The following is an 18,688-nucleotide window of genomic DNA, read 5'->3' as shown; positions in this document are numbered from 1 at the left end:
ATCTAAAGCCGACAGGCTCTACGGCGACGTAGCGTCAAGGCCGCTTGCGGCTTGACCCCTCGCGGCGACGCGCCCCAATCTCGCGCCGCTTTTGTTGGAGGGGTTGTGATGATTGGACGGGTTTCGACGCTGGCGCTGGTCGCCGGCTTGGCCATGGGCGCGCCGGCGGTGGCTGCGCCTTCCAAGGCCAAGATCGAGGCGGCCGCCAAGGCGGTCCAGCCCAAGGTCGTCGCCTGGCGTCGCGACATCCACGAGAACCCCGAACTGGGCAACCAGGAGGTCCGCACGGCGGCTCTGATCGCCAAGGAACTGAAGGCCCTGGGCATCGAAGTGCGTGAAGGCGTCGGCAAGACCGGCGTCGTGGGCGTTCTGAAGGGCGGCAAGCCCGGCAAGGTCGTGGCCCTGCGCGCCGACATGGACGCCCTGCCGGTCGAGGAGAAGACCGGCCTGCCGTTCGCCTCCAAGGTCAAGGCGACCTGGGAAGGCCGCACGGTGCCGGTGATGCACGCCTGCGGTCACGACACCCACGTGGCCATGCTGCTGGGCGCGGCCACGGTGCTGGCCGGCATGAAGCAGGACATCCAGGGCACTGTGGTCTTCATCTTCCAGCCCGCCGAAGAAGGCCCGCCGGCCGGCGAGGAGGGCGGCGCCAAGCTGATGATCCGCGACGGCGCGCTGGACAATCCCAAGGTCGACGCGGTGTTCGGCGTGCACATCGGCCCCGGCGATCCGCACGAGCTGAACTATCGCCCCGAGGGCTTCTACGCCTCGTCGGACCGCATCACGATCACCGTCAAGGGCCGCCAGACCCACGGCGCCCGCCCCTGGGCCGGTATCGACATGGCCAGCGTCGCCGCCGACATCATCCAGGCGACCAACCAGATCGCCGCGCGCCAGGTCGACGTCGGCGTCTCGCCGTCGGTGCTGACCATCGCCACCATCAATATGGGCTTCCGCCAGAACATCATCCCCGAGGACCTGAAGATGGAGGGGACCATGCGGACCTTCTCCAAAGAGCGCCGCGAGGACCTGATCGCCCGCATGCAGAAGTCCGTCACGGCCATCGGCGACCGCTACGGCGCCAAGGCCGAGGTGGCGTTCACCCAGCCCTATCCGGTCACCTATAATGACCCAGCCCTGTCCAAGTGGGTGAAGGGGACCCTGGAGAAGGCCTCGCCCGGCAAGGTCGACGACAACGCCGCCCTGGTCACCGGCGCTGAAGACTTCTCGATGTACGCCGAGAAGGTGCCGGGCGTGTTCATCCAGCTGGGCGGCCGCAAGGCCGATGTTCCGCGCGAGACCGTTCCGGTCAACCACTCGCCCTATTTCGACGTCGACGAGGCCGTGTTCGAGACCGGCGTGAAGGCCCACGCCTTCATGGCGCTGGACTATCTGGCGAAGAAGTAGGGGGCTGACAGATCCTCCCCCTAGCGGGGGAGGTGGCGCGAAGCGCCGGAGGGGGAACAAGTCCTGACCCGGTCTCTTCCCCCTCCGTCGTCTCTTCGAGCCGACACCTCCCCCGCGAGGGGGAGGATTTTTATGCTGCGCTAGCCGTACGCGCCTCGAACCACGGCGTGATCCGCCGCAGGGCCTCTTCGACCTCGGGTGTCGAGACCGCGAAGCTGAAGCGGATGAAGCGCTTGCCCTCGACCGGGTCGAAATCGACGCCGGGCGCGGTGGCCACGCCGGTGTCGCGCAGCAGGTCTTCGCAGAAGGCCAGCGAGTCGTCGGTCAGGTGGGCGATGTTCGCCCAGATGTAGAAGGCCCCGTCCGGCGGCGCGATCTCCTTCAGGCCCAGCGCCGGCAGGGCGTCGAGCATCAACTGCCGATTGGCGCGATAGACGTCGATATGGCCTTCCAGCTCGTCGATGCAGTCCATGGCCGCCAGGCCCGCGTGCTGGGCCAGCGAAGGCGCGGTCAGGAACAGGTTGCCGACATAGGCCCGCGCCCGCTCCAGGTCCTCGCCCGGCGGGGTCAGCAGCCAGCCCAGGCGCCAGCCGGCCATGCTGAAGTACTTGGAGAAGCTGTTGGCGATCAGGGCGTCGGGGGCGAACTCCAGCATCGAGGGCGTGCGGTCGGTGTAGCTGAGGCCGTGATAGATCTCGTCGCTGATGATCCGGATGCCGCGCTCGCGGCAGACCTTGGCGATCGCTTCCAGTTCGGCGGGTTCGATGATCGTGCCGGTCGGATTGGCCGGACTGGCGACGATGACGCCGACGGGAGCGGGTTCTAGGTCGGCCAGGTGCTTGGCCGTCAGCTGGAAACGGTCTTCGGGGCCGCAGGCGATCTCGACCGGCTCCAGGTGCAGGGCCTTCAGCGTGTTGCGATAGGCGACATAGCCGGGACGGGCCAGGGCGATGCGGTCGCCGGGCTTGAACAGGCTGGACAGCGCCAGCACCAGGGCCGGTGAGGCGCCGCAGGTCAGGATGATCCGCTCGGGCTCGACGGTGACGCCGTACAGGGTCTGATAGCGCTGGGCGATCTTCTCGCGCAGCAGCGGGCTTTCCCAATAGCCCATGGCTTCGGCGTCGAGAATGTCATGCGCCTTGGCCAGGGCCTTGCTCGGCGCGCCGGTCGAGGGCTGGCCAAACTCCATATGGATGATCGAGCGCCCCTCCATCTTCAACTGGTGGGCCAGACGGCTGATGGCGATGGCGTGGAAGGGTTCGATCTCGGCGCGCATGGCGACTGCATAGCCAAGTTCGGCGGTGATGGCAGCCTCGCAGATCGAGTCTGGAACATCGGCGTGGCGCGTGGCATCAAACGGCCATGCGTCTTTTGCTCTCCCTTGCCGCCGCCCTGGCCCTGTCCACGCCAGCGCTTGCTCAGACAGCGCTGTCACTCAATATCGGCGGCCGTGTCGCGCCCGCCCCGAACGGCGCCTATGACTTCGGCTGGCCCGGGGTCTATTTCGAGGGCCGATTCACGGGGGCCTCGGTCGAGATCGTCGTCGACACCGGCGGCGAGCACCTGGCGGTCAGCGTCGACGGCGTCCGCAAGGCCGAGCTGACCAAGTCGGGCCAGACCCGGCTGAAGCTGGATCGCCTGGGGCCGGGCGAACACGTGGTGCGGCTGGACAAGCTGACCGAGAGCCAGTCGGGATCGTCGCGCTTCCAAGGCTTCTTCGTCGGCGAGGGGGGCAAGGCGCTGCCGGCGCCCGCGCGGCCGCGCAAGATCGAGTTCATCGGCGACTCCCACACGGTGGGCTACGGCTCGCGCTCGACGAGCCGCAGCTGCACTGCGCAGCAGATACACGACCTGACCGACACCAGCCTGGCGTTCGGACCGATCCTGGCCCGCCGGCTGGACGCCGACTATCGCATCCAGGCCTTCTCCGGCCGGGGCGTGGTTCGCAACTACAACGGCGGCGCGCCGGGTCTGCCGCTGCCCGTGCTGTTCCCGCGCCTGATCCCCGGCCAGGAGCAGCCTCGTGTGGACGTCAGTGATTCCTGGAGTCCCGATCTGCTGGTGATCGGCCTGGGCACCAACGACTTCTCGACGCCGCTGAACCCTGGCGAGCCGTGGAAGGATGAGGCCGCGCTGCGCAAGGATTATCGCGACCGCTATGTGGCCTTCATTGAGGCGCTGAAGGCCAGCCGCCCCAAGGCCAAGGTCTTCCTGATCGCCGGGGACAGCTTCGCCGAGGATGTCGCCGAGGTCGCCGATCGCACCGGCGCCAAGGCCGTGCGGATCACCGGCATGGACCTCATGGCGTGCGACTGGCACCCGTCGGCGGCGGATCAGCTGATGATGGCCGATCGGCTGGAGGCGGCGATCAAATCCTCCCCCTAGCGGGGGAGGTGTCGGCTCGAAGAGACGACGGAGGGGGAAGGGGCAGGGGGAGCAGGACTTCCCTCTCCCTCCGCTGCGCGGACACCTCCCCCGTTGGGGGGAGGATCTTGGCGATGCCTACCGCCGCTTCCCGCGCCGCACGCCCTTGGGTAATCCGCCGCGCGGCTTGACCGCCGCCTGGCGTCGCGCTCCGAGACGAGGGCGGGGCATCTTGGGATCAGGCGGCAGCGGCTCGCTGAGCATCTCGAACAGCAGGCCGCCGGTGACCGGCGTCGCCTCGACCAGCTTGACCTCGACGCCCATGCCCAGCGGCCAGCGCTTGCCGGTCCGCTCGCCGACCAGGGCATGCATCTTGTCGTCGTGGACGAAGAACTCCTGGCCGAGGCTCGAGACGGGCACGAGGCCGTCGGCGCCGGTGTCGGCCAGCTTGATGAACAGGCCAAAGCGAGTGACGCCGGTGATCCGGCCCTCGAAGGTGGCGCCCACGCGGTCGGCCAGGAAGGCGGCGATGTAGCGGTCGGTGGCGTCGCGCTCGGCGGCCATGGCCCGGCGCTCGGCGTGGGTGATGACCTCGGCGGTGTCCTTGATCTGGGCGATGTCCTGGTCGGTCAGGCCGTCGGTCCCCAGGCCCAGGGCCCGGATCAGCCCCCGGTGGACGATCAGGTCGGCGTAGCGGCGGATCGGGCTGGTGAAGTGGGCGTACTTGGCCAGATTCAGGCCGAAGTGGCCGATGTTGTCGGCGCTGTAGTGAGCCTGCATCTGGGTGCGCAGCACCACCTCGTTGATGATCGCCGCATTGGGGCTCTCTCGCGTCTCTTCCAGCAGCTTGTTGAACCGCGCGGTCTGCGGGGCCTCGCCCTTGCTCCAGCGGATCTCCAGGGTCTGCAGGAAGTCGGCGAGGTTTTGCACCTTCTCCAGGCTGGGCGTGTCGTGCACCCGGTAGATCAGGGGCGAGCGCTTGGCCTCCAGGCTCTCGGCGGCGCAGACATTGGCCTGCACCATCATCTCCTCGATCAGCTTGTGGGCTTCGAGGGAGGCGCGCTTGGTGATCGAGGTGATCTCGCCGCCCTTGATGATGATCCGGCGCTCGTCGCTCTCGATGGCCAGCGGCGAGCGGGCGTCGCGGCCGATCTTCATCGTCCGGTAGGCGTCCCACAGCGGCTTGAGGATCGGGTCGAGCAGCGGGCCAGCCTTGTCATCCGGCTGGCCGTCGATCGCCGCCTGGGCCTGCTCGTAGGAGAGCTTGGCGGCCGAGCGCATCAGGCCGCGCACGAACCTGTGGCCCTTCTTGCGGCCCGACTTGTCGAACACCATCCGCACGGCCAGCGTCGCGCGGTTCTCGCTTTCGCGCAGCGAGCACAGGCCGTTCGACAGGGTTTCCGGCAGCATCGGCTCCACCCGGTCGGGGAAATAGACGCTGTTGCCCTTCTCGCGGGCGTCGCGGTCCAGGGCCGAGCCCGGGCGGACGTAAGCCGCGACGTCGGCGATGGCCACCCAGACGACAAAGCCGCCTTTGTTGGTCTCGTCCTCGTCGGGATGGGCGTAGACGGCGTCGTCGTGGTCGCGGGCGTCCACCGGGTCGATGGTCACGAACGGCAGATCGCGCAGGTCCTCGCGGCCCGTCAGGGTCGGCTCGACGGCGGTCTTGGCCTCGGCCTCGGCGGCCTCGGAGAAGCCGGTGGGGATGCCGTGGCTGTGGATGGCGATCAGCGAGGCGGCGCGCGGGTCGTTCTCGGTGCCGACCACCTCCAGCACCTTGCCGGGCTTGGGGCCATAGCGGCCGCCGTGCGTGCCGACCTGGGCCAGGACGAGGTCGCCCTCCTTGAAGTCGTGGGCGACGCTGGGGTCCAGGACCAGGCTTTCCTTGGACTTGCGATCCACCGGCTCGACGCGGACCTCGCGGCGATGCTTGCGGATGACGCCCAGGATCTTGTGCGCGCTCTGGCCCAGCTTCTTGATCAGCTTGGCCTCGAACTCGCCGGTCTCCAGACGCTCGAAGCGGACCAGAAGGCGGTCGCCGAGGCCCGGCGCGCCGGCGGCGGCCTCGCCCTTGCCGGGCGCAAGGCGGACATTGGGCACGTCGTCGTCGGACTTGGTCAGCTTCACATAGAGCTCGCCGTCGCCGTCGCGCTCGACCACGTCGGCCACGCCGACCGGGGGCAGGGAGCCGGCTTCCGCAAAACCCTTGCGGCCGCGCTTGGCCAGCGCGCCTTGGGCTTCCAGCTCGCGGATCATCTCGCGCAGGGCCCGGCGATCGGCGCCCTTGAGCCCGAAGTGGCGGGCGATGTCGGCCTTCCCCGTCTCGCCCGCGTCGCGCAGGAACGCCAGCAGCGTCTCGCGGTCGGGCAGGCCGGCCGGAGGCTTGGGCTTGAAGGGCTTGGTGGGGCGAAGTTTGGCCATGTCCTGCCTTAACGCGTTCGGCGGCCTTAGGGAAACGCGGGGTGGGGGCCCGCGCCCCCTCCGTCACGATGCGTATCCGCATCGCGACACCTCCCCCGCTTTGCGAGGGAGGAGGCTAGGTCATCCCCACCCCTGAAACGGAGGGGGCGCAGACCCTCAGTACAGATCCTCGATCGACTTCGGCGCCTGAGGCTCGGCGGGCTTGGTTTCGGCGACCGGCGCGGGCGCGGGCGGCGGCGCCTCGACCACCGGCGCGGGCGGCGGGGCCTCCTGCTCGACGGTCTCCACCTCGACGGCCTTGGGCTTGGGCTTTTCGACCGGCGGCGGCTCGTAGGCGAGGGCGGGGGTGGCGTCCTTGACGGGCGCGCCCGAGGTCTCGGCCAGCGGCTGCGGGCTGGTCACGGCGCCGCCGCGATCCAGCTTCATGGCGTTGGTCAGGCCCATGGCGAAGCCACCGATGCAGCACAGCACCAGGGCCACGACCACGACCTGCAGCGGCAGGGGACGTTCCAAGGTCGTCATGGGTGAAGTCTACTCCCGTCCCTGAGGGCTGAACAGGCGTCAGCCCTCGTCGTCCCAGGGTGCGGCGCCGTCGTCGGACGCCGCCGTGGCCTTCGCCTTGGCCTTCGGCGCAGCCTTCTTCGCAGCCGGCTTCTTGGCGGCGGGCTTCTTCGCGGCCGTCTTCTTGGCCGGCGCGTCGCCCTCGGCCTTGGCCTTGGACTTGGTGGCCGCCGCCTTCTTGGCGGGCTTTTTGCCGCCGCCCTTGGCCGCGCGCTCGGCGATCAGGGCCAGCGCCTCTTCAAGGGTGATGGCGGCCGGATCCTTGCCCTTGGGCACGTTGGCGTTGGTGTCGCCGTGCTTGATGTAGGGACCAAAGCGGCCCGACAGCACGCGGATCGGCTTGCCGTCCTCGGGGTGATTGCCCAGTTCCGCCAGGGCCGCAGCGGCGCCGCGCTGCGGACGACCGCCGCCCGCGCGCTTGTCGGCCAGGATGGCGACGGCGCGGTTGAGGCCGACATCGAACACCTCGTCGGCGTTCTCCAGATTGGCGTAGGTGCCGTCGTGCAGCACGAAGGGCCCAAAGCGCCCGAGGCCGGCGGTGATGACCTTGCCGTCGTCGGGGTGCTTGCCCACCTCGCGCGGCAGCGAGAGCAGGCGCAGGGCCTTCTCCAGGTCCATGGCCGAGGCGATCCAGCCCTTGGGCAGGGACGAGCGCTTAGGCTTGTCGCTGCTGCCTTCGGCGGCCAGCTCCTCGACATAGGGGCCAAAGCGGCCGTTCTTCAGCCAGACCGCCAGGCCCGTGGCCGGGTTGAGGCCCAGCTGCTTGTCGGCGCTCTCGGCGTCGCCGTCGCCCTCGGACACGCCCAGCTGGCGCGTGTAGCGGCACTCGGGATAGTTCGAGCAGCCGATGAAGGCCCCGAACTTGCCGGTCTTAAGCGACAGTTGCCCCGAGCCGCAGGTCGGGCACAGGCGCGGGTTCGACCCATCGCCCTTGTCGGGGAAGATGTGCGGGCCCAGCGCCTCGTTCAGGGCGTCCAGGACGTTGGTGGTGCGCAGCTCGGCGATCTCGCCGACGGCGGCGTGGAAGTCCTTCCAGAACTCGCGAAGGAACTCCTTCCAGTCCAGCTTGCCGTCCGAGACGAGGTCGAGCTTCTCTTCCAGCGCGGCCGTGAAGTCATACTCGACATAGCGCTTGAAGAACTGCTCGAGGAACGCGGTGACCAGGCGACCCTTGTCCTCGGGGATGAAGCGCTGCTTCTCCATGCGGACATATTCGCGGTCGCGCAGCACGCCCAGCACCGAGGCGTAGGTGGACGGGCGGCCGATGCCCAGCTCTTCCATCTTCTTGACGAGGCTGGCTTCGGAATAGCGCGGCGGCGGTTCGGTGAAGTGCTGGTCGGCGCGCGACTTCAGCACCTTGGCGCTGGCGCCTTCGGTGATGGCGGGCAGGCGGGCGCTGTCCTCGTCGCCCTCGTCATCGCGGCCTTCTTCATAGACCGCCAGATAGCCGGGGAACTGCACCACCTGGCCGGTGGCGCGCAGGCCGGTCTGGCCGTCGGCGCTGGTCAGGTCGACGGTCGTGCGCTCGATGCGGGCGCTCTCCATCTGCGAGGCGATGGTGCGTTTCCAGATCAGTTCGTACAGACGCCCCAGCTCCGGCTCCAGGCGCAGCGAGCCGGGATTGCGGCCCATGGCGGTGGGACGGATGGCTTCGTGGGCCTCCTGGGCGTTCTTGGCCTTGGACTTGTACATCCGCGGCGAGTCCGGGACGTACTCCTTGCCATAGACCGCGCCGATGACGTCGCGGGCCTCGAAGATGGCTTCGGGCGCCATCGAGACGCCGTCGGTACGCATATAGGTGATCAGGCCCACGGTCTCGCCGCCGATGTCGACGCCTTCGTACAGCTTCTGGGCGGCCTGCATGGTGCGCTGGGCCGAGAAGCCCAGCTTGCGCGCGGCTTCCTGCTGCAGGGTCGAGGTGGTGAAGGGCGGGGCAGGCGAGCGCTTGCCGGGCTTCTTCTCGACGGCCTCGACCTTGAACACGGCGGCCTCGACGGCGGCCTTGGCGGCCAGGGCCGAGGTCTCGTTGCCGAGGTCGAACTTGGTGAGCTTCTTGCCCTCGTGCTTGACCAGGCGCGCCAGGAACGGATCAGAACCGGCCGAGACGTCGGCGTCGACGGTCCAGTATTCCTGGGTCCTGAAGCGCTCGATCTCCAGCTCGCGATCGACGACTAGGCGCAGGGCCACCGACTGCACGCGGCCGGCCGAGCGGCTGCCCGGAAGCTTGCGCCACAGCACGGGCGAGAGCGTGAAACCCACGAGATAGTCGAGGGCGCGGCGGGCCAGATAGGCCTCGACCAGCTCCATGTCGAGATCGCGCGGGGCCTTCATGGCCTCGGTCACGGCGGTCTTGGTGATGGCGTTGAAGGTGACGCGCTGGACGGTCTTGTCCTTCAGCGCCTTCTTCTTGTTCAGCACTTCCAGCACGTGCCAGCTGATCGCCTCGCCCTCGCGATCCGGGTCGGTGGCCAGGATCAGGCGGTCGGCCTTCTTCATGGCGTCGACGATGTCGCTGACGCGCTTGGAAGCCTTGGCGTCGACCTCCCAGCTCATGGCGAAGTCGTTGTCCGGCTCGACCGAACCGTCCTTGGACGGCAGGTCGCGGATGTGGCCGTAGGAAGCGAGAACCGTGTAGTCGGACCCGAGGTACTTGTTGATGGTCTTGGCCTTGGCCGGGCTCTCGACGACGACGACGTTCATTCTGACTCTTGTTCAGGAAAAAGAGATCGCCCTGCAGGCGAGCGGCGCGAAAGTGGGGGCTTCACTAGGGGTCTGTCAACGAAGGACCCGGAAAACAGTCAGGCTTTGGTGTCTGGTAGGCGCTTGTTAAGCCCCTTGCGCGACACTGGAATGGCAAGTTCCACCTGTGCTGACCCCGATGGACCTGACCGTCAATCGGATCGCCACCGAGGCCTATGTCTCGCCGATCCGACCGATCAAGCCTGTGACCTCGAACGCCGAACGCGCGGAAATCGTCGAGCGGCTGAAAGAAGCCGTGCGCGCCGCGCCGGCGGCGGGGACGGGGTTGTTGGTGGATTTGAGCGTTTAGCTACGTCACCTCCGCCACCTTCCCGCGAGATCCCGAAAGCGGACTTGGGAGCGGCTGAGACGGGTGGGTTACGGACCTAGTTTTCCTTCTCCCCTTGCGGGAGAAGGTGTCAGCGAAGCTGACGGATGAGGGGTTGAAAAGCATCTCAGGATAGCGGACGCGACCCCTCACCCGACCGCCTTCGGCGGCCCCCCTCTCCCTCAAGGGGAGAGGGAAACACGTCCCCTCCGGGTCGGCAACAGTCTCTAACCTCCCTCCAGAAACCCGCCCCCCTCGGCGACACGTCAGTCCGGCGAAGCCAATGCCGGGGAGGTCGCGAGACGAGGTATAGCGCCGCGCGGCGTTAGGCCTGCATCTTCCGCAGCACGTAGAGGCCGCCCGGCGTGATGGCGTCGGCTTGTCGGCGCAGCGGCGCCTGGCGATGCTCCGCAACCTCGAACCCGGCGCTGGCGGCGCTCGCGCGCACATAGTCGTCGCCATGCGCGTAGCGCGCCGAGGACAGCAGTCGCCAGCCGCTCTCACCCTGTTCGACGCTGAAGGCCAGCAGGCCATCGTCGCTGAGCGCGCCCGCCGCAGCGGCCAGGATGTCGCCCAGGTCGCCGAGATAGCTGAACACGTCGGCGGCCACGATCAGGTCGAAGCGGTCGGGCGTCTCGCGCAGGAAGGCGACGGCCTCGGCGTGGACCAGGGCGTCATAGCCGCCACGCTCGGCCGCCTTGGCCAACATGGCGGTGGAAAGGTCAACGCCGGTCAGGCGTCCGACCCTGTCCCTCAGGGGCGGACCGGCCAGGCCCGTGCCGCAGCCCAGGTCCAGCATGTGCGTAAAGCGGCGGTCCGCGACGCCGATCATCTCGGCCAGGAGGGGCGGCGTCTGGTATTCCAGATTGTCGAGCAACTGGTGATCGAAGCGCTCGGCGAAGGCGTCGAACAGCGCTTCGACATAGGCGGGCGGGGCGCGGTCGATCTGCGGATCGGTCAGCACCCGCAGTTCGTGCGCCCGGATCGCATCGTCCGGCGCGTGGGCTTCCAGCCATTGGCCAAGCTTGCGCGCGGCGGCCAGGCGTTCGAAGGCGACGAGGGTGGAAAAGCCTTCGCGCGCCACGGTGTCGAGATCCTCGGCCAGCGGCCCGGCCAGCCGCCCATAGAGCGCCAGGGCGCTGTCGGCGTCAGTGTCGTCCAGCGCGGCATAGGCGGCCGAGCGGGCCCAGGTCAGGCGGGCGCCGTCGTTGAAGCCGTCCTGGTGCGCCACTGCGGCGAAGGTCTCGGCCGCCTCGGCGAAGGCGCCCGTCATGTAGAGACCCTGGGCGAGGCAGAGGAAACGGACCGGCTCGGCGCCCGGCTCGGCGGCGGCGGCCTTGAGCGGCGCAATGGCTTCGGAAAAGCGACGAAGGCCCATCAGGGTCAGGCCCAGGCCAAACAGCGCCTCGCCCTCGTGCGGAAGGACCTCAAGCACGGCGCGAAAGCCGGCCTCGGCCTCGTCCAGCCGGCCTTCGCCGTGAGCTTGAACCGCCTCGTCGAAGATCCGCTGCAGGTGGTCGGCGTCCACGAATCGCTCCCGCTCTTTCTTCGCGCAGCTTATCAGGCGCCGTTCGGATCGCCGACGGGAAGGCTACACCCCTGCGACCGTCCCGCCGTCCAGAAGCTCGGCGCGGCCGGCCAGGCTCAGCTCCACCAGCGCGGCCATCACCGCCGAGGCGGGGGCGGCGGCCGCACGAACCAGATCGTTGCGCGACACCGGCGTGGGCGAGAGCAGGGCGGCGACGCGCTCGCGCAGGGCGTCGTGGTCGATATCCATGTCGGGCAGGGCCTCGTAGGCGCGGTCCTGTTCGCGCAGGTGGGTCTGGCCCGACAGCGACCGCAGCACGTCCTCCGCGCCTTCGCACAGGATCGCGCCCTGGCGGATCAGGTCGTTCGTGCCCTTGGAGCGCGGATCCAGCGGCGAGCCCGGCACGGCGAAGACGTCGCGGCCCTGCTCGGCGGCCAGGCGCGCGGTGATCAACGAGCCCGACTTCAGCTCGGCCTCGACCACGATCACGCCCAGCGACAGGCCCGAGATGATCCGGTTGCGGCGCGGGAAGTCCTTGGCCTGGGCCCGGCGGTCGGGTGCGCTTTCCGAGACGACGCAGCCCTCGGCGGCCAGACGGGCGTGCAGCCGGTCGTGTTCGGGCGGATAGATGTCGCCGACCCCGCCGCCCAGCACCGCCACCGCGCCGGTCGCCAGCGAGCCCTCGTGGGCGGCGCCGTCGATGCCGCGCGCCATGCCCGAGACGATGACATGGCCGGCGGTTCCGAGATCGGTGGCCAGTTGGCGCGCGAAGCGCTGGCCGGCGGCCGAGGCGATACGGGCCCCGACGATGGCGAGACTGGGCTGGGAGAGCAGTTCGGCTCGCCCCAGCGTCCACAGCACCGGCGGCGGCGGGTCCAGGGCCGCCAAGCGGGGCGGGAAGTCCGGCTCGCAGCCGCAGATCAGGCGCGCGCCCAGTTTCTCGCCGGCCTCAAGCTCCTGCTCGATCGCCTCGCGCGGCGGTAGGGACAGCGGCACGGCGCGGCCGCCCTTACGCGACAGGTCGGGCAGGGCCGACAGAGCCCGCTCGGGCGTTCCGTAGCGGGTCAGCAGATGGTCGAAGGCGACGGGGCCGACGGTCTCGGTGCGCGCCAGCCGAAGCCAGGCGAAGCGCTGGATGTCCGAGAGCCGGCCCGAGATCACGGCGCTTCGGGCGTCGGCGGAGCTTCCTCCGCCGGCTTCTTCTTGCCGATCTTGGGCTCTTCGCCCTTGAGCAGGCGCGCGATGTTCTCGCGGTGACGGATGAAGATCAGCACGGCCATGAACAGGCAAAGGCCCATGAACGGATAGGGCTGGTCGAAGGCCAGGGCGAAAGGCGCAGCCAGGGTCGCTGCGGTCAGGGCCGCCAGAGAGCTGATGCGGAACAGGAAGGCCATGGCCAGCCAGGTGGCGCCGGCGGCGATCCCCACCGGCCAGCAGGCGCTGAGCAGCACGCCATAGAAGGTGGCCACGCCCTTGCCGCCCTTGAACTTCAGCCAGACCGGGAACAGGTGGCCCAGGAACGCCGACCCGCCGGCCAGGGCGATGATGGCAGGGTTGCCGTTGGTCAGGTACCGGGCCAGCAGCACGGCCACCACGCCCTTGCCCGCGTCGCCCAGCAGGGTGATGGCGGCCAGGTCCTTGCGCCCCGAGCGCAGCACATTGGTCGCGCCGATATTGCCCGAGCCGATCTGGCGGATGTCACCGGCGCCGCCCAGGCGCGTGGCGATCAGCCCGAACGGGATGGAGCCCAGCAGGTAGCCGCCGACGATGGCGATCCCGAGGGTGAGATAGGCGATGGCGGCGAGATCTTGCACGGTTCGACCTTAGGGCGAGTTGCGCGCGACTTCAACCGCTGCGCAAGCGAAAGTTGTGCCTTAGGTGTAGTGCAGAGTCGGTGGCAGGGCAAAAGCTGGCAGGCCGGCAAAAGCCGAAAGACTTGCCTAGGCATTGCTCCTTGGCCGCAACCAGGCTGATGCTAGGCCGCACGTTAATCCAGCGAATGTGCCGGCAAGAATGAATTGCGCATTCCAACCAAGGGCGACTGTTGGGGCGCAGGAAACCGCTGCCCCTACGAGAGTAGTCGAAAGGATGTAGATTAGGCCGGACGCTAAGCGGGCGAGATGGTACGCAGCGACCAAGCCGGTCAGCAGAGCTATCGGGCCACCGTAGAGATAAGCCAGAATGACAAAGCCGGGGGGGCCGAGATCGCCACCTGTCAATGCGAATGGCGCGACAAAGACGCAGTAGCCAATCAACGGGCCCAGAACGCAGAAAACCGCGACGATCAGCTTTGCTCGACGAGGTGGGATAGGCTGAGCAGCCAAAAGGTGCGGCATTTGCGAGTTTACCCCTCCGCGCGATGCACCACCCGACCATCGACCACGGTCATCAACACCTGGCCCTGCAGCCGTCGTCCGTCGAACGGCGAGTTCTTGGACTTTGACAGCAGGCGGGCCGCATCCACGATGATCGGCGCGTCGATGTCGCAGAGCACCAGATCGGCCGGCGCGCCGGGCGCGAGGCGGCCGCCGCGCAGGCCCAGCAGCTGAGCCGGGGCCAGGGTGACGGCGCGGATCAGGTCCAGCAGCGGCAGGCGCTCCTCGTGGTACAGCGACAGCAGGGCGGGCAGCAGGGTTTCCAGGCCCACCGCGCCGGGCGCGGCCTCATCGAACGGCAGGCGCTTGTCCTCGGCCGGGGCCGGGCTGTGCGAGGAGACGACGATGTCGATCAGGCCCGAGGCCAAAGCCTCGATCAGGGCCTGGCGGTCGTCCTCGCCGCGCAGGGGCGGGTTCAGCTTGGCGAAGGTGCGGTAGTCGCCGATGTCCAGTTCATTGAAAGACAGGTGATTGATTGACACCGAGGCGTTGATCCGCAGGCCCTTGCTCTTGGCGCGGGCCAGGGTTTCCAGCGCCTGGGCCGAGCTGATCTGGTCGACCAGCAGTCGGCCGCCGGTGGCTTCCAGGAGGGCCACGTCCCGCTCGAGCATGATCCGCTCGGCCATCGGCGAGATCGAGGGCAGGCCCATGCGGCCGGCGAACTCGCCGCCGATCGCTGCGCCGCCCCTGCCCAGCCACGGGTCCATCGGACGGTGGGCCAGCAGGGTGTCGAAGCCCTTGGCGTAGGTCAGGACGCGCTGCATGACCTTGCTGTCGACGATGGGTTTGCCAGCGTCGGTGACATAGACGCAGCCGGCCTCGCGCATCAGGCCGATCTCGGCCATCTGCTCGCCCAGGAGGGCCTTGGTCGCCGCGCCGGCCACCAGGATGCGGGCGCTGTCGACGTCGCGGGCGCGGCGCAGGATGAAGTCGACCATGCTGGGGTCGTCGATCGCCGGCGCGGTGTCGGGCTGGACGACGAACGAGGTGACGCCGCCGGCCGCGGCGGCCTTGGCGGCGCTGGCCAGGGTTTCCTTGGTCTCGGCCCCGGGCTCGCCGGTGCGGACCCGCAGGTCGATCAGGCCGGGGGCCAGCAGGGCGCCGCCGCAGTCCACGACCCGCACGGCCTTGGACAGCTTGCCGAACTCGCGGCCCTTGGCCACGTCGGTGATGACGCCTTCGGAGACGATGACGCCGCCGGGGCCGTCATAGCCGCTCTCGGGGTCGACCAGGCGGGCGTTGACGAAGGCGAGGGGCTGGGGGGCGTTCATTGTTCAATCTCGGGCAGGCGCCCTGCGTCCTTCGAGGCCCGCTTTGCGGGCGCCTCAGGATGAGGAACGTTGCTGCTGAAAACCTCATCCTGAGGTGTGAGCCGAAGGCGAGCCTCGAAGGACGCAGGGCGCTTCATCGCCCAGCCTCCTCGATCCTGGCCGCCAGGCTCGCCAGCACCGCCATCCGGGCGGCGACGCCCATCTCGACCTGGTCCTGGATCAGGCTGACGGCCGGATCGTCGGCGACGTCGGAGTCGATCTCGACGCCCCGGTTCATCGGGCCGGGGTGCATGACCTTGGCGCCGGGCGCGGCGCGGGAAAGCTTTTCGCGATCAAGGCCGTAGAAGCGGAAGTATTCACGGGTGGACGGCACGAAGGCGCCCTGCATGCGCTCCAGCTGCAGGCGCAGCATCATGACGACGTCGGCGCCGGCCAGGCCCGACTTCATGTCGTGGTGGACGGCCACGCCCCAGCGCTCGGCCTGGGCCGGCATCAGGGTGGGCGGTCCCACCAGGCGCACGCTGGCGCCCAGGGTGTGCAGCAAGGCGACGTTCGAACGCGCCACGCGGCTGTGCAGCACGTCGCCGCAGATGGCCACAGTCAGGCCCGAGACGCGGCCAAAGGCGCGGCGGATCGACAGGGCGTCCAGGAGGGCCTGGGTCGGGTGCTCGTGCTGGCCGTCGCCGGCGTTGACGACGTGGCCGCTGACCTTTTGGCTCAGCAGGCTGGCCGCGCCGGACGAGGCGTGGCGGACGACCAAGAGGTCGGGCCGCATGGCGTTCAGGGTGACGGCCGTGTCGATCAGGGTCTCGCCCTTGGCGACCGACGAGGTCTTGGGGTTCATGTTGACGACGTCGGCGCCCAGACGCTTGCCCGCCAGCTCGAACGAGCTCTGGGTGCGGGTGCTGTTCTCGAAGAACAGGTTCATCAGCGTCCGGCCCTTGAGAATATCCAGGGTCTTGGACGTTTGCCGGTTTAGGGCCACGAACGCGTCGGCCAGATCCAGCAGATCGGCCGCCTGGGGCGCGTTCAGATCGCCGGCCGACAGGAAATGGCGCTTGGGAAAGGCGAAGACGCGGGCGCGGATCGTCTCGATCGCCTCGCGGGCGGGGTCATGGGCGGAAGCCGTCATGAGCCCGCGTCTTAGGCGGCTTTGACCGTTAAGGAAAGGCCGCGCTGGGCGGTGGCCCACAACGGGCCGGATCGTCGCCTCAATCCATGCCCTGGCTTGTTGCGGGGCGCAGGAGGCGCATACTGTAGAGGTCGCGTTCTGGAACGCGCCGTTCGGGGTCGGCCATGCTGTTGCTTATGCTCGCTTTGTTGCAGGCCTCCGCGCCGTCCGAGGAGGCGCGTGCGACGCTGCAGTCCTGCCAGACGACCGACAAGGGCTGGGTCTGCCACTACCAGATGCCGACCGAGATGACGGTTAAACCGCTGGAAGGGCAGCCGCCGGTGGTCGCGCCGCCCGCCACGGTGGAGTTGGCGCCGGCCGCGAGCGCCAAGCCGCCGCCCGAAAAGCCTGTTTCAGAAAAGCCCGCTGATCCTTCGCGGCAGACGCGGCTGATCGCTCGCTGCGGTGACGCCAAGTGGTACTCGGCCTGTCTGCCGGGCGAGCGCAAGGAAGCCCAGATGCTCAAGGAAGCCGCGGCCAAGTCCGACGCCTTGCGCGGCAAGGTCACGGGCCTGCTGAGCGAGAATCGCTGCGACGAGGCGGTGAAGGCGGCTCTGGAAGGCGGCGACCTGTCGCTGGCGCGTGAAGCCCGGGCGTTCTGCGCGCCGCAGCGCTGAGCCTCTCTCTAAGCCCAAAAAGAAAGAGGAGGGGGCCTTGGGCCACCCTCCTCGGTAACTTCGCGACGGATCCAGGTCTTAACGACGCGGCGGAGCCGGCTCGCAGCGCACGCCGTCGGCGCAGCCGCTGAAGTGGATCTGCGGCGCCTCGACCGTGACGGCCGACGGACGCACATGCACTTCGGGACGGTGCAGATAGATCTGCGGCGCGGCCACGCGAACGGGCGGGGCGTCGACATAGACCGGCGGGCCCTGGATATCGATGCGGCCCGACGGCACGACCACCGGCTCGCCAAAGACGCGCACGCCCGGGGCCGCGACTCGGATGTCGCCCCAGCCCGTGGTCGGGCCATAGAACACCACCGGACGCGTGCAGAGGCAGTCATCCACTGGCGGACCGGGCGGCGGCGACGGCGGACGCGGCGCGGGCGGATAAGACGGCGGCGGCGGAACCGGCGGATAGCTGCGCTGCGCCGGCGCCGGCGCATAGTTGCGGCCGTCTGCGAGCGCAGGGCTCACCGACATGCCGGTGATGGCGACCGCCACCAAACCCATCAAGACCTTCTTCGTCACTCGAGCCCCCTCGTTTGCCCTCAACCGGAATCTGTAAAGTCGTGGAACGAACTTGGAGTCCGGTCCCTGAACGCGACAATTAACCTTAACCAAAGACAAAACGATGTTGTCCCGAAAATTCACCTGCTGAGCGAATTTCTTTTCAGGTCCGCCGATCCGGGCAGGTTTAGAACCCAAAAAGGGTTTTAGACGCTACCTATTGTTACTTGAGATGATTTTCCGCGCATTTTCGCTTCAGCCGCCGACCCGGGGCGGCGTGCGGCCCGCCGCGCACGCGATGACCTGCCACGTAAAGCTGGCGTCGCGGATCTTTCGGCGAGTCATGACGATCCGGTAGGTCGCCGGCGTGGCGTAACGCTCAACCCGGGCCGGCGCGACCAGAACCTTCTCGACGACGGTGCGATAGGCTTGGCCGCCGCTGTCGCCGGTCGGGAGTCGTTTCTCTTCGAACCGGTAGACCGCCTCGATCGTGCGGGTCTCGACGCGCGCCGGCTGGTCGAGCACCTGCTCAGCCTGATCCTCGTATTGGGCAGGGCTGTAGACCTTCTCGTAGCACTTGCCCGGCTCGGGGTTGGGCGGGCAGTCGCCGCCGTCGCCAGCGACGCCGATGTCGGCCGCAAGCACCGCGATCAAGGCCGCGCCGGTCGCGACCACGCGACGACGGTCGTTCTTTCGTCTGAAGTCCACGCCCGCCCCCGAGTTCGCGAATTCGCCGACATTAACCAAGCCGGTTCACGGCGGCAAAGCCCTGACTTTCTCGCCCGGGGCGAAAATTCAGTGACGGCGATGGTCTCAAAGGCCGCGAAGCCGCTCCAGCGCGCCCTGCAGGATCCAGCCGGCGGCCATCTTGTCGACGACCTCGTCCCGGCGTTTGCGCGAGATGTCGTGCTCGTCGATCAGCACGCGGGTGACCGCCGCCGTCGAAAGGCGTTCGTCCCAGAAGGTGATCGGCAGGTCGGGCTTCAGGCGCAGCAGATTGCGGCCCAATGCCCGGTTGGACTGGCAACGCACGCCTTCGGTGCCGTCCATGTTCATCGGCAGGCCGATGACGATTGCGACGGCGCCGCGACTGTCCATCAGCTTGAAAAGCTGCTCGGCGTCCTTGCTGAACTTGGTCTTCTCGATCAGGGCCAGAGGGCTGGCGACGGTGCGCGTGACGTCGGAGACGGCTACCCCAATGGTCTTCTCGCCGGGGTCCAGACCCACGACGGCGGCGTACTGGGGGAGGGCGGCGGCGAAGTCTTCGATGTCGAGAACGGGCATGAGGCTTCATAACAGGAGCCGGCGCGCCTGAAACCATCCTTGAAACCTCGCCGCCAGCCTAGTAACCGAC

The 18,688-nt window shown here is 68.5% G+C and carries 18 protein-coding genes; 4 read left to right on the top strand and 14 right to left on the bottom strand.

The genetic code is table 11. The features are described from left to right. The first annotated feature begins 108 nt into the window (after positions 1-108). Positions 109-1,407 carry an amidohydrolase gene (locus CVUC_RS04310; protein ID WP_096033797.1) on the top strand — a complete coding sequence of 433 codons (1,299 nt, stop codon included), beginning with the start codon at positions 109-111 and terminating at the stop codon, positions 1,405-1,407. Between the two features lie 130 nt (positions 1,408-1,537). On the opposite strand, the gene CVUC_RS04300 is transcribed toward CVUC_RS04310, so the two are convergent. After that, positions 1,538-2,683 carry a pyridoxal phosphate-dependent aminotransferase gene (locus CVUC_RS04300; RefSeq protein WP_096033796.1) on the bottom strand — a complete coding sequence of 382 codons (1,146 nt, stop codon included), beginning with the start codon at positions 2,681-2,683 and terminating at the stop codon, positions 1,538-1,540. 86 nt (positions 2,684-2,769) lie between these two features. Here CVUC_RS04300 and CVUC_RS04295 point away from each other — a divergent pair, with 86 nt between their 5' ends. Continuing rightward, the gene (locus tag CVUC_RS04295) at positions 2,770-3,792 is read left to right on the top strand and encodes an SGNH/GDSL hydrolase family protein (RefSeq protein WP_096033795.1); all 1,023 of its coding nucleotides are present in this window, start codon (positions 2,770-2,772) and stop codon (positions 3,790-3,792) included. Between the two features lie 117 nt (positions 3,793-3,909). Here the strand turns inward: CVUC_RS04295 and rnr are convergent, their stop codons facing one another. The 3 genes from rnr to topA all read right to left on the bottom strand — a co-directional run bounded on the left by rnr (position 3,910) and on the right by topA (position 9,453). After that, entirely contained in the window at positions 3,910-6,192 is a 2,283-nt protein-coding gene (gene rnr, locus CVUC_RS04290; RefSeq protein WP_096033794.1) for a ribonuclease R, read from the bottom strand. Positions 6,193-6,348: 156 nt separating this feature from the next. Then, positions 6,349-6,714, bottom strand: coding sequence for a hypothetical protein (locus CVUC_RS04285; protein WP_096033793.1), 366 nt, complete (start codon positions 6,712-6,714; stop codon positions 6,349-6,351). A gap of 39 nt (positions 6,715-6,753) precedes the next feature. Next, positions 6,754-9,453: a type I DNA topoisomerase gene (gene topA, locus CVUC_RS04280; RefSeq protein WP_096033792.1), complete on the bottom strand. Its 2,700-nt coding sequence runs from the start codon at positions 9,451-9,453 to the stop codon at positions 6,754-6,756. A gap of 178 nt (positions 9,454-9,631) precedes the next feature. Between topA and CVUC_RS04275 the strand changes: the two genes are divergently transcribed. Continuing rightward, positions 9,632-9,802: a hypothetical protein gene (locus CVUC_RS04275; RefSeq protein ID WP_024265810.1), complete on the top strand. Its 171-nt coding sequence runs from the start codon at positions 9,632-9,634 to the stop codon at positions 9,800-9,802. 343 nt (positions 9,803-10,145) lie between these two features. Here the strand turns inward: CVUC_RS04275 and CVUC_RS04270 are convergent, their stop codons facing one another. From CVUC_RS04270 to CVUC_RS04240, 7 genes are all read right to left on the bottom strand, one after another. After that, on the bottom strand, positions 10,146-11,348 hold the full coding sequence (locus CVUC_RS04270) for a class I SAM-dependent DNA methyltransferase (protein ID WP_096033791.1): 1,203 nt from the start codon (positions 11,346-11,348) through the stop codon (positions 10,146-10,148). Positions 11,349-11,411: 63 nt separating this feature from the next. After that, the gene (gene dprA, locus CVUC_RS04265) at positions 11,412-12,509 is read right to left on the bottom strand and encodes a DNA-processing protein DprA (protein WP_096033790.1); all 1,098 of its coding nucleotides are present in this window, start codon (positions 12,507-12,509) and stop codon (positions 11,412-11,414) included. Continuing rightward, positions 12,506-13,162, bottom strand: coding sequence for a glycerol-3-phosphate 1-O-acyltransferase PlsY (gene plsY / locus CVUC_RS04260; protein WP_096033789.1), 657 nt, complete (start codon positions 13,160-13,162; stop codon positions 12,506-12,508). Before plsY ends, dprA begins: the two co-directional genes overlap by 4 nt. A gap of 31 nt (positions 13,163-13,193) precedes the next feature. Next, complete coding sequence (locus CVUC_RS04255; protein ID WP_164468161.1) at positions 13,194-13,724, bottom strand: hypothetical protein; 531 nt, start codon at positions 13,722-13,724, stop codon at positions 13,194-13,196. After that, positions 13,693-14,994, bottom strand: a complete 1,302-nt coding sequence (gene pyrC / locus CVUC_RS04250) for a dihydroorotase (RefSeq protein WP_096033788.1) — start codon at positions 14,992-14,994, stop codon at positions 13,693-13,695. The genes CVUC_RS04255 and pyrC overlap by 32 nt, the downstream gene beginning before the upstream one ends. After that, complete coding sequence (locus CVUC_RS04245; RefSeq protein ID WP_024265807.1) at positions 14,991-15,131, bottom strand: hypothetical protein; 141 nt, start codon at positions 15,129-15,131, stop codon at positions 14,991-14,993. The genes pyrC and CVUC_RS04245 overlap by 4 nt, the downstream gene beginning before the upstream one ends. Then, positions 15,128-16,126 carry an aspartate carbamoyltransferase catalytic subunit gene (locus tag CVUC_RS04240; protein WP_096033787.1) on the bottom strand — a complete coding sequence of 333 codons (999 nt, stop codon included), beginning with the start codon at positions 16,124-16,126 and terminating at the stop codon, positions 15,128-15,130. Before CVUC_RS04240 ends, CVUC_RS04245 begins: the two co-directional genes overlap by 4 nt. Positions 16,127-16,290: 164 nt before the next feature. Between CVUC_RS04240 and CVUC_RS19820 the strand changes: the two genes are divergently transcribed. Then, on the top strand, positions 16,291-16,782 hold the full coding sequence (locus tag CVUC_RS19820) for a hypothetical protein (RefSeq protein ID WP_164468160.1): 492 nt from the start codon (positions 16,291-16,293) through the stop codon (positions 16,780-16,782). 78 nt (positions 16,783-16,860) lie between these two features. On the opposite strand, the gene CVUC_RS04230 is transcribed toward CVUC_RS19820, so the two are convergent. The 3 genes from CVUC_RS04230 to ruvX form a co-directional block, all read right to left on the bottom strand. Then, positions 16,861-17,355 carry a hypothetical protein gene (locus CVUC_RS04230; protein WP_010920299.1) on the bottom strand — a complete coding sequence of 165 codons (495 nt, stop codon included), beginning with the start codon at positions 17,353-17,355 and terminating at the stop codon, positions 16,861-16,863. A 234-nt stretch (positions 17,356-17,589) separates the two neighbouring features. Continuing rightward, positions 17,590-18,042, bottom strand: coding sequence for a hypothetical protein (locus tag CVUC_RS04225; RefSeq protein WP_164468159.1), 453 nt, complete (start codon positions 18,040-18,042; stop codon positions 17,590-17,592). A gap of 105 nt (positions 18,043-18,147) precedes the next feature. Continuing rightward, positions 18,148-18,618, bottom strand: coding sequence for a Holliday junction resolvase RuvX (gene ruvX, locus CVUC_RS04220; protein ID WP_096033785.1), 471 nt, complete (start codon positions 18,616-18,618; stop codon positions 18,148-18,150). Between the last annotated feature and the right edge of the window lie 70 nt (positions 18,619-18,688).

This window comes from Caulobacter vibrioides, assembly GCF_002858865.1.
Lineage (GTDB): Bacteria > Pseudomonadota > Alphaproteobacteria > Caulobacterales > Caulobacteraceae > Caulobacter > Caulobacter vibrioides.
The sequence above is the reverse complement of the archived record's forward strand: the minus strand, read 5'-3'. Positions and strand labels throughout refer to the sequence as shown.

Bases quoted from the DNA above. Each gene is read 5' to 3' on its own strand.
- topA (WP_096033792.1), bottom strand. From the start codon at position 9,453: ATGAACGTCGTCGTCGTCGAGAGCCCGGCCAAGGCCAAGACCATCAAC.
- CVUC_RS04300 (WP_096033796.1), bottom strand. From the start codon at position 2,683: ATGCGCGCCGAGATCGAACCCTTCCACGCCATCGCCATCAGCCGTCTG.
- CVUC_RS04255 (WP_164468161.1), bottom strand. From the start codon at position 13,724: ATGGTCGGGTGGTGCATCGCGCGGAGGGGTAAACTCGCAAATGCCGCA.
- ruvX (WP_096033785.1), bottom strand. From the start codon at position 18,618: ATGCCCGTTCTCGACATCGAAGACTTCGCCGCCGCCCTCCCCCAGTAC.
- CVUC_RS04245 (WP_024265807.1), bottom strand. From the start codon at position 15,131: ATGAAGCGCCCTGCGTCCTTCGAGGCTCGCCTTCGGCTCACACCTCAG.
- CVUC_RS19820 (WP_164468160.1), top strand. From the start codon at position 16,291: ATGCTGTTGCTTATGCTCGCTTTGTTGCAGGCCTCCGCGCCGTCCGAG.
- CVUC_RS04275 (WP_024265810.1), top strand. From the start codon at position 9,632: ATGGACCTGACCGTCAATCGGATCGCCACCGAGGCCTATGTCTCGCCG.
- pyrC (WP_096033788.1), bottom strand. From the start codon at position 14,994: ATGAACGCCCCCCAGCCCCTCGCCTTCGTCAACGCCCGCCTGGTCGAC.
- CVUC_RS04310 (WP_096033797.1), top strand. From the start codon at position 109: ATGATTGGACGGGTTTCGACGCTGGCGCTGGTCGCCGGCTTGGCCATG.
- CVUC_RS04240 (WP_096033787.1), bottom strand. From the start codon at position 16,126: ATGACGGCTTCCGCCCATGACCCCGCCCGCGAGGCGATCGAGACGATC.
- rnr (WP_096033794.1), bottom strand. From the start codon at position 6,192: ATGGCCAAACTTCGCCCCACCAAGCCCTTCAAGCCCAAGCCTCCGGCC.
- CVUC_RS04295 (WP_096033795.1), top strand. From the start codon at position 2,770: ATGCGTCTTTTGCTCTCCCTTGCCGCCGCCCTGGCCCTGTCCACGCCA.
- CVUC_RS04285 (WP_096033793.1), bottom strand. From the start codon at position 6,714: ATGACGACCTTGGAACGTCCCCTGCCGCTGCAGGTCGTGGTCGTGGCC.